Raw genomic sequence first — 14,307 nt, 5'->3', positions numbered from 1 at the left:
ATAAGAGACAGACCGTCACCACCGACGCAGCCAAGCTGGCGAAGGTAGCGGTCACCGGCGAGGTGCTCGAGCACACCAAGGGTCCCAAGATCCGCATCCACAAGTTCAAGAACAAGACCGGCTACCACAAGCGGCAGGGGCACCGTCAGCAGCTGACCGTGCTCAAGGTCACCGGAATCAAGTAGCAGCAGGAGGCAGCGAGATGGCACACAAGAAGGGCGCTTCCAGCTCACGTAACGGGCGCGACTCCAATGCCCAGCGGCTTGGCGTCAAGCGGTTCGGCGGCCAGGTCGTCAAGGCCGGCGAGATTTTGGTGCGGCAGCGGGGTACTCATTTCCACCCCGGCATCAACGTCGGGCGCGGCGGGGACGACACCCTGTTCGCCACGGCACCCGGTTCGGTCGAGTTCGGGCTGAAGCGCGGCCGCAAGACCGTCAACATCGTGCCTGTCGCCCGCGACTAGTCGCCGGGCGTGATTGGGCGCCTTTGCGCGCCGGATAGGTAGTAACGCCATGTCCCGGTTCGTCGACCGCGTTGTCATCCATGTGCGCGCCGGCGACGGGGGCAACGGCTGCGCGTCGATCCATCGGGAGAAGTTCAAGCCGCTCGGCGGCCCCGACGGTGGAAACGGCGGTCGCGGCGGCAGCGTCGTGTTGGTCGTCGATCCCGGCGTGCATACGCTGCTGGACTTCCACTTCCGGCCGCACATCTCCGCGGCGTCCGGCAAGCAGGGACAGGGCAACAACAAGGTCGGCGCCGCCGGCGCGGACCTGGAGATCAAGGTTCCCGACGGCACCGTCGTCCTCGACGAACACGGCCGGCTGCTGGCCGACCTGGTAGGCGCGGGCGCGCGTTTCGAGGCGGCGGCCGGTGGTCGCGGCGGGCTGGGCAACGCCGCTCTGGTGTCGCGGGCCCGCAAGGCGCCCGGCTTCGCACTTTTGGGGGAGAAGGGCGAAGCCCGTGACCTCACCCTGGAACTCAAGACCGTCGCCGACGTCGGCCTGATCGGGTTCCCCTCTGCAGGCAAGTCCGCGCTGGTATCGGTGATCTCGGCGGCAAAGCCGAAGATCGCCGACTATCCCTTCACCACCCTGGCACCGAACCTGGGCGTGGTCTCGGCCGGGGAGGACACCTACACCGTCGCCGATGTCCCCGGCCTCATCCCGGGAGCCTCCACCGGACGCGGCCTGGGTTTGGATTTTCTGCGGCACATCGAGCGCTGCGCGGTGCTGGTGCATGTCGTGGACTGCGCGACTGCTGAGCCCGGTCGGGATCCGCTGTCCGACATCGAGGCGATCGAGGCCGAACTTGCCGCCTACACCCCCACCATGCAAGGGGATTCGGTGCTCGGCGACCTGATCGATCGGCCGCGGGCGGTGGTGCTCAACAAAATCGACGTTCCTGAGGCGCTGGAGATGGCGGAGTTCGTCCGCGACGACATCGTGGCCGAGCGCGGATGGCCGGTGTTCATGGTCTCCACGGTGAGCCGGGTGGGCTTGCGGCCGTTGACTTTTGCGCTGGCCGAGATGGTGCGGGACTACCGTGCCGCGCAACCGGAGCCGGTGGCGCGCCGGCCGGTGATTCGCCCGGTGCTCGCGGGGGAGACCGGCTTCAGTGTCGAACCCGACGGCGACGGCGGCTTCGTCGTGCGGGGCACCCGGCCCGAGCGCTGGGTGCACCAGACCAACTTCGACAACGACGAGGCGGTCGGCTACCTGGGCGACCGGCTGGCCCGGCTCGGGGTCGAGGAAGAGCTGCTGCGGCTGGGCGCCCGCCCGGGCTGTGCGGTGACCATCGGGGACATGACCTTTGACTGGGAGCCGGCCACCCCGGCGGGGGTGGACGTCACGCTGTCGGGCCGGGGGACCGACAGCAGGCTGGAACGCACCGACCGGGTGGGGGCCGCGGAGCGCAAGGTCGCGCGCAAGCAACGGCGCGAGCACTCGGAGGATTCATGACCCGCGTGCACTCGGATGCGCGCGAGGCTGTCCGGACTGCGCGCAGTGTGGTGGTCAAGATCGGCACCACCGCGCTGACCAGCGACAATGGCAGGTTCGATGCGGCACGGTTGGCGGGGCTCGCCGAGGCCATCGAGGCTCGGATGAAGGCCGGCTCGGATGTGGTGATCGTGTCCTCGGGGGCTATCGCCGCCGGCCTGGACCCACTCGGGTTGAGCCGGCGGCCCACCGATCTGGCGACCAAGCAGGCCGCGGCCAGCGTGGGCCAGGTGGCGCTGGTCAACGCCTGGAGTGCCGCCTTCGGCCGATTCGGCCGCACCGTCGGACAGGTGCTGCTCACCGCCCAGGACGTCTCCATGCGGGTGTCGCACACCAACGCCGCACGCACCTTGGACCGGTTGCGCGCGTTGCACGCGGTGGCCATCGTCAACGAGAACGACACGGTGGCCACCAACGAGATTCGCTTCGGCGACAATGACCGGTTGTCGGCCCTGGTGGCGCATCTGGTCGGCGCTGAGGCGCTGGTGCTGCTCTCCGACATCGACGGCCTCTACGACTCCGATCCGCGCAAGGGCCCGGCCCATCTGGTCCCGGAGGTGTCCGGACCCGATGACCTAGCCGGCGTGGTCGCCAGCGAAGGCAGTCACCTGGGCACCGGCGGCATGGTCTCGAAGCTGTCGTCGGCGCTGCTGGCCGCCGACGCAGGCGTGCCGGTACTGCTGGCCGCGGCCGACGATGCCGCTGCGGCGCTGTCGGAGGCGTCGGTCGGCACCGTCTTCGCCCCCCGGGCTCAGCGGCTGTCGGCACGCAAGTTCTGGGTGCGTCACGCCGCCGACGCGGCCGGGCTGCTGACGCTGGATGCCGGGGCCGTCGAGGCGGTGTTGGCGCGCCGACGCTCACTGCTGCCAGCCGGGATCACCGCGGTGTCGGGCAGGTTCTACGGCGGCGACGTCGTCGAACTGTGCGGCCCGGACGGTTCGGTGGTCGCCCGCGGCGTTGTCGGCTACGACGCCGCGGAGCTGGACGCCATGATCGGCCGTTCGACCGCCGACCTGGCGCCCGATGCGCGGCGCCCGGTGGTCCACGCCGACGATCTGGTGGCGCTGTAAGTACCGGCGATGAGCACGGTATTCACCATCGACGGCGCGGGTTGGAGCGGCTTTCTGCGGTTCATGTGCCGCGGTACGGTCACCAGGGGCAAGACCGTCCGGCGCGTCGACTACCCCAACGCCTACCGCGACGGGCTGCGCTACGTCCCTGCGGTACAGGCGGTGCAGCGTGGCGCTGCCGCCCTCGATGAGATGCTGACCGGCCACTTCGCCGCGGATCCCGATGCCGACGACGTGGTGGTCTACGGGGTGAGCATGGGGGCCCAGGTCGCCTGCAAGTGGCTGCGGGAGCGGGGTCCGGCATCGCCGGTCCCCACCGACAAGGTGTCGTTTGTGCTGCTGGCCAACCCGGAACAGCCGTTCCACGGCATCTATCGGGCCGACCCCAAGCTGGTCTGGTTCATGACGCTGCCCGACTACGGCGGCCTCGGGGTTCCGCCGGACAGCCGCTACCGGGTGACCGATGTGTGCCGGCAGTACGACGGCATGGCCGACTTTCCCAATCGCCCGGCCGCACAGGTCTCCGCCGTGGCAGTCGTCAACGCCCTGGCGGGCCTGGTGACGATCCACAACAACTACTTCCGGGTCGATATCGACAGCCCGGACAACCTCCGTACCCGCCGCGGCAATGTCACCTACGTCATGTCCCCGACGCGCCGGCCGCCGGCCTGCGTTGCGGGTGCGCTGTCGCCGGCCCGGCGGGATAAGCGGCGCCGAAAGATCGAGGACTCCTACGACCGCTCGGCCTGGGCCCGTTCCATCGCGAACTAGTCCGCCGGTGTCAATTCTGGGTCGGCTGCCGCCGCCGGCTGCCCGAATCGCCGGCCGGTGGCGTCCTTGCCGATCGCGGTGAGCACGATGACGGCGATCAGTGTGGGCACCAGGGTGACGACCAGGGCGAAGGGATAGCCGCGGCTGGCCGCGATGTGCTCCTGGATCGGAAGGTTGAACGCCGCGAACAGATTGCCCAGCTGGTAGGTCACCCCGGGATAGAAGCCGCGGATCGCATCCGGCGACATCTCGGTCAGGTGCGCCGGGATGACACCCCAGGCGCCCTGCACGCAGATCTGGATCAGGAAGGAGCCGAGGCACAGCATGCCCGCGGTCTGCGACAAGGCGAACAGCGGCACGATCGGCAAACCCATCACCGCGGCGAAGATGATCGCGTGGCGCCGGCCCACACGTTGCGACAGCGAGCCGAAGAACAGCCCGCCGATGATGCCGCCGATGTTGTAGATCACCGCGATCCACTTGGCCGTGACGTGCGACAGGCCCGCGCCGTCGGCCGACGTCAGGAATGTCGGGTAGATGTCGTGGGTGCCGTGGCTCATCCAGTTGAACGCGGTCATCAGCAGAACCAGATAGCAGAACCGGCGCAGCACCTTGCCTTCGGTGAAGACGTCCCGGATCTTGGTGCTGGTCAACCGCATCCGGTCTTGGGTGGCCTGCCACACCTCGGACTCGGTCACCCGGTAGCGGATCAGCAGACTCACCATGGCCGGCAGGATGGAAAGCCCGAACAGCCAGCGCCAGGACAGTCCCAGGACGTCGTTGACCAGCAGCGAGGCCACGGTGGCTGCCAGGTAGCCGAACAGATACCCCTCCTGCAACAACCCGGAGAAGAACCCGCGCCGCTCCGGGGGGATCTTCTCCATGGCCAGCGCCGCGCCGAGCCCCCACTCGCCGCCCATCCCGATCCCGTACAGCAGGCGCAGAATCACCAGCACGGTGAAGGTGGGCGCGAATGCGCACAGGAACCCCACCGTCGAGTAGAAGATCACGTTGACCATCAGCGGTATCCGCCTGCCGACCCGGTCGGCCCACAGGCCGAACAGCAGCGCGCCCAGCGGGCGCATCATCAGGGTGGCGGTGGTCAGAAACGCGACCTCGGTCTTGGTGTGGCCGAAGGTCTTGGCGATGTCGGCGTAGACGAACACCACGATGAAATAGTCGAAGGCATCCATCGACCAGCCAAGCACCGCTGCGAGGAAGGAATTGCGCTGATCGGGAGTGAGTCGCTGCTTCGTCACCCGAGCATCGTGCCGGATTTCGGTGCGATTGTGTGCCTCTACCGACGGATTACCGCAACGGAGTCTTGCAGGCCAGCTCCGAAGCCAGTAACGCCAGCGTCGGTGAACAACCGCCGTCGAACTTGACGTCGGCCAACTCGTCGCCGCGGGTGGGACCGCGGTTGACGATCGCGACCGGGATCCCGCGAGCGGCGGCGTGGCGAACAAACCGGTAGCCGGAGAACACCGTCAGCGACGAACCAGCCACCAGCAATGCCTCTGCGTCGTCGACCATCGAATAGGCCTGAGCAAGACGCTCTTTGGGGACGCTTTCGCCGAAGTAGACGATGTCGGGCTTGAGTATCCCGTCGCAGTGCCGGCAGTCGACAAAGCGGAATGACGCGGTGTCGGTGACGACGGCGTCCGCATCGGGCGCCACGGCGATGCCGCCGAGCGTCCCCGCCCGCTCGCTGAACCCCGGGTTGAGCTGCTCCAACTGTTCGTGCAGCGCCGCTCTGCTCAACGACTGCCCGCAGGTCAGGCAGATCACCCTCGCGTAGCTGCCGTGCAGGTCCACCACGCGTCGGCTGCCTGCCTTGGTGTGCAGCAGATCCACGTTCTGAGTGATCACCCCGCTCACCACGCCGGCTTCCTCCAGCGCGGCCACCGCCAGGTGCCCGGTGTTGGGTGCGGTGTCGGCCATGTGCCGCCAGCCGATGTGGTTGCGAGCCCAGTACCGCTGACGAAACACCGGGTCGCCGGCGAACTGGGTGATGGTCATCGGCCTGCTCGGCGGGGAGGCCGGGCCGCGATAGTCCGGAATGCCCGAATCGGTGGAGATGCCGGCACCGGTGAGTACCACGACCCGCCGGTCCGCCAGTAGCGTCAGCAGGTCGCAGACCGTCGGCTCGGTGCTGCCCATCCCGCTAGCGTAGGCACTTATCGGCGGTGGACTGCTCGGCAGCCATGTTGCGGCACATCATCTCCAACGCGGCGGCACCCAGTTCGGCGTCGATGTGGGCGACGGCGTCGACCGGTATCACCACCGGAAGGTGCCGCACATAGGCGTCCAGGGCCGTGTAGAGGATGCACTGCTCGGTGACCTGGCCGGTCAGGATCACCCGCCGGGCGCCCAGCCGGCGCAGCAGATACTCCAGCGGCGAGGCGTAGAACGCGCTGTGCCGCACCTTGGTCATCAGCCGGTCACCTGCCACCGGCACGATCGGCCGAACCAGCTCGGGTCTGGCACCGTCCACCGCCGCCGCGGCGATCTGGGCGAATCCCCCGGTGAAGTCGCCGTAGTTGTCGTTGACGTAGATCAGGTCGACATCATCGTCGGCCCGGCTGCGTTCCAGCAGGTCGGCCAGTGGTTCGACGATCTGCGCGACGTTGTCTGCCAATTGTTCTGCGTCGTCGTGCCGGTAGGTGTTGAGCATGTCCACGACGACCACCGCGGTATCGGTCATGACCCTGGTGATACCCGAAAGCTGCGCGTTGACACAGCCCGGGCGACAATGGGGGGCAATGGAGCATTCTGGGGACTTCTACAACGCCTACCGGCACGGGTTCGTGCGGGTCGCCGCCTGCACCCACCGCACCACGCTCGCCGACCCGGCCGCCAACGCCGAGTCGGTGCTACGGCTGGCGCGCGAATGCCATGACGACGGCGTCGCGCTGGCAGTCTTTCCCGAACTCACCCTCTCGGGATACTCGATCGAGGACATCGTGCAGCAGGACAGCCTGCTCAGCGCCGTCGAGGCGGCCCTGCTCGACGTGGTCGCGGCGTCCACCGACCTCTTGCCGGTTCTCGTGGTGGGTGCGCCACTGCGCTATGCCCATCGCGTCTACAACACCGCGGTCGTCATCCACCGCGGGCGCATCCTCGGGGTCGCGCCGAAGTCTTACCTGCCCACCTATCGGGAGTTCTACGAAGGCCGCCAACTGGCCGCCGGCGCCGACGAACGCGGACTCATCCGGCTGGGCGGCGTAGAGATTCCGTTCGGACCGGATCTGCTGTTCCAGGCGACCGATCTGCCCGGATTCGTGCTGCACGCCGAGGTGTGCGAGGACATGTTCGTGCCGGTGCCCCCCAGCGCCCAGGCCGCGCTGGCCGGCGCCACGGTGCTGGCCAACCTGTCCGGGAGTCCGATAACCGTCGGCCGGGCCGAGGACCGCAGCCTGCTGGCCCGCTCGGCCTCGGCGCGATGCCTGGCCGCCTACGTCTACGCCGCCGCGGGGGAGGGGGAGTCGACCACCGACCTCGCTTGGGACGGCCAGACCATGATCTGGGAGAACGGCACGCTGCTCGACGAAAGCGAACGCTTTCCCAACGGACCCCGCCGATCGGTCGCCGACGTCGACCTCGGGCTGTTGCGCTCGGAGCGGCTGCGAATGGGCACATTCGACGACAATCGTCGCCACCACCGGGATGCGGTCCAGGCGTTCCGGCGGGTGGAGTTCGTTCTGGACCCTCCGGCCGGGGACATCGGACTGCGGCGGGTGGTCGAACGATTCCCGTTCGTGCCGTCGAACCCACAGCGACTGCAACAGGACTGCTACGAGGCCTACAACATCCAGGTTTCCGGTCTGGAGCAGCGGCTGCGCGCATTGAACAGTCCCAAGGTTGTCATCGGGGTGTCGGGCGGACTGGATTCGACCCACGCCCTGATCGTCGCCGCTCGGGCGATGGACCGGGAAAACCGGCCGCGCAGTGACATTCTCGCGTTCACCATGCCCGGCTTTGCCACTGGCGATCGCACCAAGGCCAATGCCGTCGCGCTGAGCAAGGCGCTGGGGGTGACGTTCGCCGAAATCGATATCCGCGAGTCCGCGAAACTGATGCTGTCCGAGCTCGGGCACCCGTTCGCCCGAGGTGAAGCGGTCTACGACGTCACGTTCGAGAACGTCCAAGCAGGTCTGCGCACCGATTATCTGTTCCGGATCGCCAACCAGAACGGCGGCATCGTGTTGGGCACCGGCGACCTGTCCGAGCTGGCGCTGGGTTGGTCCACGTACGGGGTGGGCGATCAGATGTCGCACTACAACGTCAACGGTGGCGTGCCCAAAACGCTGATCCAGCACCTGATCCGGTGGGTGATCAACGCCGGGGAGTTCGACGCCGAGGTGTGCGCGGTCCTGGGCTCAGTGCTGGACACCGAGATCAGCCCGGAACTGGTGCCCGCCGCCGACGGCGAAGAGATTCAGCGCAGCGAGGACAAGGTGGGCCCGTACTCGCTGCAGGACTTCGCGCTGTTTCAGGCGCTGCGGTACGGATTCACCCCTGCCAAGACCGCGTTCTTGGCCTGGCACGCCTGGCACGACGTCGACGCGGGGTCCTGGCCGTCCGGATATCCGGCGGATAAGCGGCAGGCCTATTCGCTGGCAGATATTCGGCACTGGCTGAAAGTCTTTGCCCAACGGTTCTATTCGTTCAGTCAATTCAAGCGCTCGGCGTTGCCCAACGGGCCGAAGGTATCCCACGGCGGTTCGCTGTCCCCGCGCGGAGAATGGCGCGCTCCGTCGGACATGTCGGCGCGTATCTGGCTCGACGAGATCGAACGGGATATTCCGCAGAAGTAGGGGGAATGCTGAGGATGGGCGACATTCAAAGGTTTCCGTTGTCACCGGCGCTGCAGCGCGCCATGACCCTGCTCAGCGATCCGCCGTCGGACCCGCAGGTGGGCCACGGTTATCTCGACCTGCTCGACGAAGCAGGGGCGGTGGGCGCGCCGCAGAACACCGGCGCCATCCAGCGGCTGTGGGACTCGTCGTTCGGGTCGATGTTCTACGACAGCGCTCAATCGGTGGCCCGCCGACTGCTCGAGGCCTGGCAGCATCCGATCGACTGGCTGAACATCCCGGTCGGCGGGGTGGCGCTGGACGTCGGTTGCGGGCCGGGCAGCATCACCGCCTCGCTGGCACAGGCCGTCGGTCCCGAGGGGTTGGCCTTGGGTGTTGATGTCTCACAACCGATGCTGGCTCGAGCGGTACGGCTGCAGGCCGGTTCCCAGGCCGGCTTCCTGCGCGCTGATGCGCAGCGACTCCCGCTGCGGGACCAGACCGTGGATGCGGTGACCTCGATCGCTGTCCTGCAGTTGATCCCCGATCCGGTAGCCGCGCTGGGCGAGATGGCGCGGGTGCTCAAGCCCGGTGGGCGTGTCGCCGTGATGGTGCCCACTGCAGGGGCAGCCTCCCGGCTGTGGAAAGTGCTGCCCAAGGCCGGTGCGCAGGTGTTCGACGACGACGAAATCGGCGACACCCTGGAAGGTCAAGGCCTGACCGGCGTGCGGGTCAAGAACTTCGGCACCATCCAGTGGGTGCGCGCCAGACGGGACCGATCGTCTGGCAGGGTGTGAGCCGTGCCCACCGTCCTGATCGAGGTCCGCCGCCGCTACGAGCCGGCCGAAGAAGTTGCGATCATCGACGCCGTCCACGGCGCGCTCGTGACGGCTTTCCAGATCCCGGCCGCCGACAAGAATGTGCGCCTGGTCGTGCACGAGCCGCACCGGTTTGCGGTTCCGGCGCAGCTCACCAACCCCGAGTGCCGCACCCTGGTCTCCATTGACTGTTTCTCCGGCCGGTCGCTTGATGCCAAGCGGCGGCTTTATGCCGGGATCGTCGACAACCTTACTGCGCTGGGGATTCCCCGTGACCATGTGATGATCACCCTGCACGAAGTGGATCGGGACAACTGGGGTATCCGGGGCGGGCAGGCCGCATCCGACGTCGATCTGGGTTTCAACGTTCGGGTCTGAACGCGTTCAGCGCTGCACTGATCGCCTCGGCGTTAGGCGCACAGTCCCCAGCCCCGCGCACCAACGTGGCCAACGCCCCCGCCACACAGGCCCGTTGCAGTGCATGTTCGACGCCGCCGGCCCATTCGGTCGCCAGCACGCCGGCAAACACATCGCCCGCGCCCGAGCTGTCGACGGCCCGCACCACCGGCGCGGGCACGGCATACGCGCCGGCTGACCCGCGGTAGCTGGCACCACGCGGGCCGAGGGTGACCACGCGGTGCGGCACCTCATGGTTCAACCGTGCTGATTCGGACTCGTTGACCACGGCGACGTCTGTCAGGCCGATCAGCCTCGCCAGGTCGGCCACGGGCGGCGACGCATTGAGAATCACCGTCGTTCCGTTCGCGTGGGCCAGCTCGGCCGCCGCGGTGGCCACCGAGACCGGAATCTCCAACTGCATCAGCAGTACGTCGCAGTCGGCGATCAGGTCGCGCTGGCCGGAATCCAGTGTGAGGGCGCCGTTGGCGCCGGGGGCGACCACGATGGTGTTCTCCCCGGACGGGTCCACCGTGATGAGCGCCGAGCCGCTGGGCCCGGGCATCGTCATCAGGCCGTCGGTGCCGACCCCGTTGCCCTGCAGGTGCCGTCGCAGCAGTCTCCCGGCGTCGTCGTCGCCGACCGCGCCCACGAACTGCACCCGTGCCCCGGACCGTGCCGCTGCCACCGCCTGGTTGGCGCCCTTGCCGCCGGGGTGGGTGCGCGGCGGCTCGGCCAGCACCGTCTCGCCCGGACGGGGCAGGGCGGCAACGCTGAACACGGTGTCGGTGTTGACACTGCCCACCACACACACGCGCGCCGCCATGAGATCCAGCTTCGCATTTGCAGCCGCGTCATGGGTGGTCATCCCCTAGGGTGAGATGCCATTCGACAACCGGGAAGGGAGCCGCTGCGTGGACTCGGCACCGTCGACACCGGCCACGGCCACCGAACAGCGTCCGTACCGGCGTCTGGCGGCCAGGCTGAGTATCAAGACGAAGATGGTGATCATCTTGCTGCTGACCAGCATCGGCTCGGTTGGCGTGGTGGGGTTCGTCGAGCTTCAGTATGGCGCAACGCAATTGCAGCACGCGGCTACCAAGATGCTGGTGCAGGCCCGGGAGTCGCAGCGCCGTGCGGTCGTCGCGTTGTTCGCCGACATGACCGATTCGCTGGTGCTGTTCAGCGGGGGAGTGACGGCGGCCACCGCGCTCAAGGCGTTCTCCGCGGGGTTCGACGAACTCGGCAGCGCCCTGGTCACTCCCGAGCAGCAACGCGCCATCGTTGCCCACTATCGGGACAACTTCACCAAGGCGCTGGCCGAGCGGACCGGCGAGCAGGCCGATGTCCCGGCACTGCTGCCCGACTCCAACGCGCAGCGTTACCTGCAGGCGCACTACACCGCGCGATCCACCGGGGACGCGACGAAGCCCGGTGACGCCGGCGACGGCAGTGCCTGGTCGGCGGCGAACGCCCAGTTCGACGATGCGTTCTCCGAAGTCGTCGAACTCAACGGCTACCGCGACGCCCTGCTGCTGGACGCCCGGGGCAACGTGGTCTACTCGGTCAACAAGGGCGTGGACCTGGGCACCAACGTGCTCTCCGGCCCCTACCGCGAGTCCGGGTTGCGCGAGGCCTACCGCAAAGCGCTGGGCGCCAATGCGGTCAACTTCGTGTGGATCACCGATTTTCAGCAGTACCAGCCCGCCTTGGACGAGCCCATCGCCTGGCTGGTGTCGCCGGTCGGTACCAAGGGCACGGTCGAGGGCGTGCTGGCCCTGGCCCTGCCCAGTGCCAAGATCTCCCGGGTCATGACCGCCGACCGCGACTGGGAAGCCGCCGGGCTGGGGCATACGACCGAGACCTATCTGGCCGGTCCGGATGATCTGATGCGTTCGGATTCCCGCATGTTCCTCGAGGACCCCGACCGGTACCGCCGGGAGGTGGTGGCAGCGGGGACCTCGGAGGCGACGGTGGACCGCGCGCTGCGACTGGGGACCACCACCATCGTCCAGCCGGTCGGGGGTCCGGGATTGCAGGCCGCCCACCGGGGCCAGACCGGCACGCTCACCGCCGGGTACGACTATCTGGGGAACCGGGAGTTGACCGCCTACGCGCCGCTGACGGTGCCCAATTCCGACCTGCAGTGGTCGATCCTGGCGACGCGGGAGTATTCCGAGGCGTACTCCGCTGTGACCGCGTTCAGCAGGCGAGTGGTGCTGGCGACCACCGCGGTCATCTTCGCCATCTGTGTGCTGGCGATGGTGTTCGCCCGGCTTCTCCTGCGACCGATCCGGCGGCTGCAGGAAGCCGCACAGCGGATCAGCGCCGGTGATTACAGTGCCGTGGTGCCGGTCCGCACGGCTGATGAGATCGGAGATCTGACCAGGGCGTTCAACGATATGAGCCACAGCCTGCGCACCAAGGAGGAGATGCTCACCGCGCAGCGCAGGCAGAACGACGAGCTCATGTTGTCGCTGATGCCCGAACCCCTGGTGCGGCGTTACCGCGGAGGTGAGCAGGCCATCGCCGACGAGCATCACAACGTCAGCATCGTCTACGCCGAGTTGCAGGGTATCGGGCAGTTGTCCGCCGAGGTAAGTGCGAGCGAGCTGGTGACGATCGTCGACGACCTGGTGCGGCAGTTCGATGCCGCGGCCGAAGCCGTTGGCGTCGAGCGAATCCGGACCATGTACAACGGCTATCTCGCCGGCTGCGGGCTGACCACCCCCCGGCTGGACGGCGTGCACCGCATCGTCGAATTCGCCTGCGAGATGCAGCGCATCGTGGATCGGTTCGCCATCGAATCCGGTTACCGGCTGGGCCTATGGGCTGGAGTCACCTCCGGAGAGGTCGTCAGTGGCCTGGTGGGCCGGTCCGGCGTCACCTACGACCTGTGGGGATCGGCGGTCAACGATGCCTACCGGCTGCGCAGGCAAACACCGGATTCCGGGATCTATGCGACCGCCGCGGTGCGCGACATGCTCGGCGACACCGAGGAGTTCGTGCCGTTGGGCAGCGGTGACGGCGGGGAGCGGGTCTGGAGATTGGACTCGAGATCTTCCGAGGCGACGTGAACGTCTTCGGTCCGTGGCTGTATTGGGCGATCGGGGTCGGCATCGGCTTCCCCGCCGGCCTGATCCTGCTCACCGAATGGCATGGGGCGCTGGCCCGCAGAGACAGCTTTTTGGCCCGGCCCGTGGCGCTGGCCCGCAACTATCTGCTGCCCCTGGCGGCGCTGCTGGTGCTGCTGGCGAATGTGGCCGGTGTACCGGCACACGATCCGACGTTACGGGTCATCTACACCGCGTTCGGCCTGGTGCTGCTGGTCCTGGTGCTCTCGGTGCTCGACGCCACCGTCTTCCAGAGCGCCCCCACAAGTTCCTGGCGAGGCCGGCTACCGACCATCTTCGTCGACGTGGCCCGGTTCCTGCTGATCGGTGCGGGGCTGGCCCTGACCCTGTCCCTGGTCTGGGGGGCCAAGATCGGCGGGCTGTTCACCGCGCTGGGCGTGACGTCGGTGGTCATCGGCCTGATGCTGCAGAACTCGGTCGGCCAGATCGTCTCCGGCCTGTTCATGCTCTTCGAGCAGCCGTTCCGGATCGGGGACTGGTTGTCCACGCCCGCCGCGCGCGGCCGCGTCGTCGAGGTGAACTGGCGCGCCGTGCACATCAGCACGGCTGAGGGGCTGCAGGTCACACCCAATTCCGTGCTGGCGGCCACCTCGTTCACCAACATCAGCCGTTCGGGCGGCGAGCACCGGGTGTCGATCACCACGACGTTCGCTGTCGGCGACCCGCCGGACCGGGTATGTGCCCTGCTGTCGCGCGTTGCCGCCGAACTGCCGCTGAGCACCGGAGCGGCGAACTCGGCGGCCCTGGGTGGCGGCCAGTACCGCACCACGATCGCGGTGGACTCCCCGCACGACGACAGCGCGGTGCAGGCCACCTTCCTGCGGTGGCTGTGGTACGCCTCCCGCCGGGAGGGACTGCACCTCGACGACGCCGACGACGACTTCGGCACACCCGAGCGCGTCGCCGAGGCGCTGCGCATGGTCGTGGCGCCGGTGCTGCGGCTGACCGACGCCGACCAGCAGGCTCTGCTGCCGCACGCCCGGATGGTCCGCTACGCCGGCGACGAGCCGCTGCAGCGGGCCGGTCAGGTGCCGACCGCCATGACGTTCCTCACCGACGGCACAGTCCGGCTCACCGCCGCCGACCCGGCAGTGCCGGACACCACGCTGCGGCAGGGCGGGTTCCTCGGCGTCACCACGCTGACCCGCCAGCCCAGTCAGTTCGACGCGCGTGCACTGCAGGAAGTGACCGCGGTGGTCATCGACCGCGAGCACATCGAAGATCTGGTGACGGCCAAGCCGCTGCTGTTACAGGAACTGGGCCGCATCATCGATCAGCGACGGCGGGTGCCGACCGAAGACCGGGGCCGTTTTACCTGATCGGGC

At 68.1% G+C, this 14,307-nt stretch carries 14 protein-coding genes; 10 read left to right on the top strand and 4 right to left on the bottom strand.

Annotated features, from left to right (window positions below; translation table 11 throughout):
* The 5 genes from LI92_RS09035 to LI92_RS09015 form a co-directional block, all read left to right on the top strand.
* On the top strand, window positions 1–185 hold a 185-nt coding region (locus LI92_RS09035; protein ID WP_046318224.1), incomplete at its 5' end, for a bL21 family ribosomal protein.
* Between the two features lie 17 nt (window positions 186–202).
* Window positions 203–463 carry a 50S ribosomal protein L27 gene (rpmA, locus tag LI92_RS09030; protein WP_046318223.1) on the top strand — a complete coding sequence of 87 codons (261 nt, stop codon included), beginning with the start codon at window positions 203–205 and terminating at the stop codon, window positions 461–463.
* Window positions 464–512: 49 nt separating this feature from the next.
* The gene (gene obgE / locus LI92_RS09025; RefSeq protein ID WP_046318222.1) at window positions 513–1,958 is read left to right on the top strand and encodes a GTPase ObgE; all 1,446 of its coding nucleotides are present in this window, start codon (window positions 513–515) and stop codon (window positions 1,956–1,958) included.
* Entirely contained in the window at window positions 1,955–3,067 is a 1,113-nt protein-coding gene (gene proB / locus LI92_RS09020) for a glutamate 5-kinase (protein ID WP_046318221.1), read from the top strand. Before obgE ends, proB begins: the two co-directional genes overlap by 4 nt.
* 9 nt (window positions 3,068–3,076) lie before the next feature.
* Window positions 3,077–3,838 carry a PE-PPE domain-containing protein gene (locus LI92_RS09015; protein ID WP_046318220.1) on the top strand — a complete coding sequence of 254 codons (762 nt, stop codon included), beginning with the start codon at window positions 3,077–3,079 and terminating at the stop codon, window positions 3,836–3,838.
* Here LI92_RS09015 and LI92_RS09010 read toward each other — a convergent pair.
* The 3 genes from LI92_RS09010 to LI92_RS09000 are packed head-to-tail and all read right to left on the bottom strand — an operon-like array spanning window position 3,835 to window position 6,542.
* Window positions 3,835–5,097, bottom strand: a complete 1,263-nt coding sequence (locus LI92_RS09010) for an MFS transporter (protein WP_152665395.1) — start codon at window positions 5,095–5,097, stop codon at window positions 3,835–3,837. The two genes, LI92_RS09015 and LI92_RS09010, sit on opposite strands and share 4 nt — an antisense overlap.
* Window positions 5,098–5,146: 49 nt before the next feature.
* Window positions 5,147–5,998: an NAD-dependent protein deacetylase gene (locus LI92_RS09005; protein WP_046318219.1), complete on the bottom strand. Its 852-nt coding sequence runs from the start codon at window positions 5,996–5,998 to the stop codon at window positions 5,147–5,149.
* A gap of 4 nt (window positions 5,999–6,002) precedes the next feature.
* Complete coding sequence (locus LI92_RS09000) at window positions 6,003–6,542, bottom strand: cysteine hydrolase family protein (protein ID WP_046318218.1); 540 nt, start codon at window positions 6,540–6,542, stop codon at window positions 6,003–6,005.
* 58 nt (window positions 6,543–6,600) lie between these two features.
* Here LI92_RS09000 and LI92_RS08995 point away from each other — a divergent pair, with 58 nt between their 5' ends.
* The 3 genes from LI92_RS08995 to LI92_RS08985 are packed head-to-tail and all read left to right on the top strand — an operon-like array spanning window position 6,601 to window position 9,830.
* On the top strand, window positions 6,601–8,655 hold the full coding sequence (locus LI92_RS08995) for an NAD(+) synthase (RefSeq protein WP_046318217.1): 2,055 nt from the start codon (window positions 6,601–6,603) through the stop codon (window positions 8,653–8,655).
* 14 nt (window positions 8,656–8,669) lie between these two features.
* Window positions 8,670–9,431, top strand: a complete 762-nt coding sequence (locus LI92_RS08990) for a class I SAM-dependent methyltransferase (protein WP_046318229.1) — start codon at window positions 8,670–8,672, stop codon at window positions 9,429–9,431.
* 3 nt (window positions 9,432–9,434) lie between these two features.
* Entirely contained in the window at window positions 9,435–9,830 is a 396-nt protein-coding gene (locus tag LI92_RS08985; RefSeq protein WP_046318216.1) for a tautomerase family protein, read from the top strand.
* Here LI92_RS08985 and LI92_RS08980 read toward each other — a convergent pair.
* Entirely contained in the window at window positions 9,814–10,674 is an 861-nt protein-coding gene (locus LI92_RS08980) for a ribokinase (protein WP_046318228.1), read from the bottom strand. The two genes, LI92_RS08985 and LI92_RS08980, sit on opposite strands and share 17 nt — an antisense overlap.
* 55 nt (window positions 10,675–10,729) lie before the next feature.
* On the opposite strand from LI92_RS08980, the gene LI92_RS08975 reads away from it, so the two are divergent.
* Together LI92_RS08975 and LI92_RS08970 are read left to right on the top strand one after the other, a co-directional pair.
* The gene (locus tag LI92_RS08975; protein ID WP_046318215.1) at window positions 10,730–12,925 is read left to right on the top strand and encodes an adenylate/guanylate cyclase domain-containing protein; all 2,196 of its coding nucleotides are present in this window, start codon (window positions 10,730–10,732) and stop codon (window positions 12,923–12,925) included.
* Entirely contained in the window at window positions 12,922–14,301 is a 1,380-nt protein-coding gene (locus LI92_RS08970; RefSeq protein ID WP_046318214.1) for a mechanosensitive ion channel domain-containing protein, read from the top strand. Before LI92_RS08975 ends, LI92_RS08970 begins: the two co-directional genes overlap by 4 nt.
* Window positions 14,302–14,307: the final 6 nt, after the last annotated feature.

Source organism: Mycobacterium sp. UM_Kg1, from assembly GCF_000972925.1.
In the GTDB taxonomy this organism is placed as follows: Bacteria; Actinomycetota; Actinomycetes; order Mycobacteriales; family Mycobacteriaceae; genus Mycobacterium; species Mycobacterium hiberniae.
This window is presented reverse-complemented; position numbering and strand designations above follow the sequence as displayed.